This is a genomic window from Roseisolibacter sp. H3M3-2 (assembly GCF_029211165.1).
Classification (GTDB): Bacteria; Gemmatimonadota; Gemmatimonadetes; order Gemmatimonadales; family Gemmatimonadaceae; genus Roseisolibacter.
The window spans coordinates 1-2,574 of record NZ_JARGEK010000523.1 but is presented as its reverse complement, the minus strand read 5'-3'; the positions used below and the strand labels follow the sequence as shown (position 1 = coordinate 2,574).

The following is a 2,574-nucleotide window of genomic DNA, read 5'->3' as shown; positions in this document are numbered from 1 at the left end:
CGACCGGCGCCCGCCCCCAGCACCAGGCCTCGCCGGCGCTCGCGAGCGCGCAGCTGACGCGCGCGCCGGCGTCGACGTGCACGTCGAGCGCGGTGCCGGGCAGCGCGGCGAAGGCGGGCGTCGTGCTCCGCTCGCGGGCGTCCGCGACGCCGAGCTGTCCGTCCTCGTTGCTGCCCCAGCAGGCGACGCGGCGGTCCGAGGTGCTGCCGCAGGTGTGGGTCCGCCCGGCCGCCAGCGACTGGAAGGGCACGACGCTCGACACGATGCGGGGCGCGCGGCGGTCCTCGCGCGAGCCGTCGCCCAGCTGCCCCTCGTCGTTGGCGCCCCAGCAGAACGCGCGGCCGTCGGTCGACAGCGCGCAGCTGTGGTCGCGACCCAGCGCGAGCGCCGCCGCGCGGGTGCCCTCGGGGAGTGGGACGGGAACGGGGGCCGTGTGGCGCGGCGCGTCGCCGCCGCCGCCGAGCTGTCCGCGCGCGTTGGCGCCCCAGCACCAGACGTTGCCGGTGAAGGTGAGGCCGCAGCTGTGCGCCCCGCCGGCGTGCACCGACGCGAAGCGCACGCCCCCCTCCACCGGCACCGGCGCGGTACGCGACTCCGCGGTGGCCGCGTCCCCGAGCTGCCCCTCGTCGTCGGCGCCCCAGCAGTAGGCGTGGCCGTCGGTGGTGGTCGCGCAGGTGTGCGCCCGCCCCGCGGAGAGCTGCGCGAGCGTGAGGTCGCCGACGACCGGCGCCGGCTCGCCGCGCGACCGCTCGGTGCCGTCGCCGAGCTGGCCCGCCTGGTTGGCGCCCCAGCAGGTGGCCACGCCGGCGCCGGTCAGCACGCAGCTGTGCCGCGCGCCGCTCGCGAACACCGACGACGACGCGCCCACCGGATAGCCCTCGGCGGGCGCCGACTCGCCGGGCGGCGCCGCGGCGTCGGCGAGCGACGGCGGACCGGCCGGCGCCGCGGGCGCGACGCCGAGCGCCTGCTGCAGCGGTTCGCGCCACACGAACGCCGCCACGCCCACCGCGGGCGTCGCCCTCACCGCGGCGGCGACGAGCAGCACGCGGCGCCGGAGCTCGCGCGCGAGCGCGTCGTCGCGCGCCTCGGCGGCGTCGGGCTCCGCGACGTCGTACTGCACCGACTCCTCGGCGAGCGGTGCGCCGCCGGCGTCCACGGGTGCACTCTTCCCAACTGGGGCGTCCACCACCACGCCGTCGCCCACCGGGACGGCGGCGACGGGCATCGCCACCGGGTTGCCCGCCGCGTCGAAGGTGACGGCGGCGGTGTCGGCCTCGTTCGACTCGCGGGCGCGACGGGCGCGCGCGACGTCGCGCGCGAAGCCGGCGCCCGCGTCCCCGCCGAGTGCGGGCGTCTCGGGGAGGCCGTCCGGGTTGCGCCGGAACTGCACCGTCGACGCGTTGAGCGCGGCGCGCGCGGCGAGATCCCGGCCCTCCTCGCGCTCGCGCGCCAGCTCCCGCTCGCGCCACCGCGCGACGCGCGGGCGCATCGCGGCCTGCCACTTCCCGAAGTCGCTCGGCAGCACCGCGTGGTTCAGCTGCGCGAGCAGCCCGTCGGCGCCCGCCCAGCGCGCGGCCGCGCGCTTCTGCAGCATGCGGTCGACGAGATACTGCAGCCGCAGCGGCACCTCGCCCGGGCGCAGCGCCTCGACCGGCGGCAGCTCCTCGTGCTTCTGCTTGTGGATGACGCTGTACAGCGACTCGCCGTCCCACGGGCGGCGGCCGGTCAGCATCTCCCACGTCACCAGCCCGAGGCTATAGAGGTCCGAGCGGCCGTCGAGCGGGTCGCCGCTCACCTGCTCGGGCGACATGTACGACGGGGTGCCGAGCGCGGTCCCCGTCATCGTGAGCTGCTCCTGCTGCGCGGAGCGCGCGATGCCGAAGTCGGCGAGCAGCGCGTTCCCGGTGTCGGCGTCGACGAAGATGTTCTCGGGCTTCACGTCGCGGTGCACGACGCCGCGCGCGTGCGCGTACGCCAGCGCCTGCGCGACGTCGCGCATGATCCGCTCGGCGCGGTCGGCGGGGAGCGGGCCCTCGGTCTGGACGAGGTCCTTGAGCGTCGTGCCCGGGACGTACTGCATCACGAGCGCGAGCCCGCCGCTGCGCAGCCGGCGCACGGCGTACACCGAGACGATGTTCGGGTGCTGCAGCTGCGCGACCGTGCGCGCCTCGCGGGCGAGCCGGGCGACCGCGTCGTCCTGCCCGGCGCGGCGGCTCACGACCTTGATGGCGACCTCGCGGCGCAGCGCGCGGTCGCGCGCGCGGTAGACGATCGCCGTGCCGCCGCGTCCGAGCTCGCCGCGCAGCTCGTACTCGTTGGTCAGCTCGGCGACGTCCGCGCCGTCGCCCAGCCGCGCCTCGATCGCCCCCTGGAGGTCCGCCATGCTCTCGTCCGTGTGCGCGTGCCGCCCCGCCGGGGGGCGGCGGCTTCGCGACAAGATAGCCCCGCACGGTGGCGCGTGCCCGGCCGCCGGCTCCGCGCCGCGCGGCGCCCGCGTGCCGACCTAGAACGCGAGCGCGGTGCCGACGACCACCCCCGTGCGCCCGGCCGGGCCGGCGCCCGGAGGGCGCCACG

General features: G+C 78.2%; 1 protein-coding gene. It reads right to left on the bottom strand.

Features of this window, described 5'->3' with window-relative positions:
- A partial coding sequence (locus PYV61_RS23935) for a protein kinase (RefSeq protein ID WP_275836390.1) occupies positions 1-2,383 on the bottom strand: 2,383 nt, incomplete at its 3' end.
- Between the last annotated feature and the right edge of the window lie 191 nt (positions 2,384-2,574).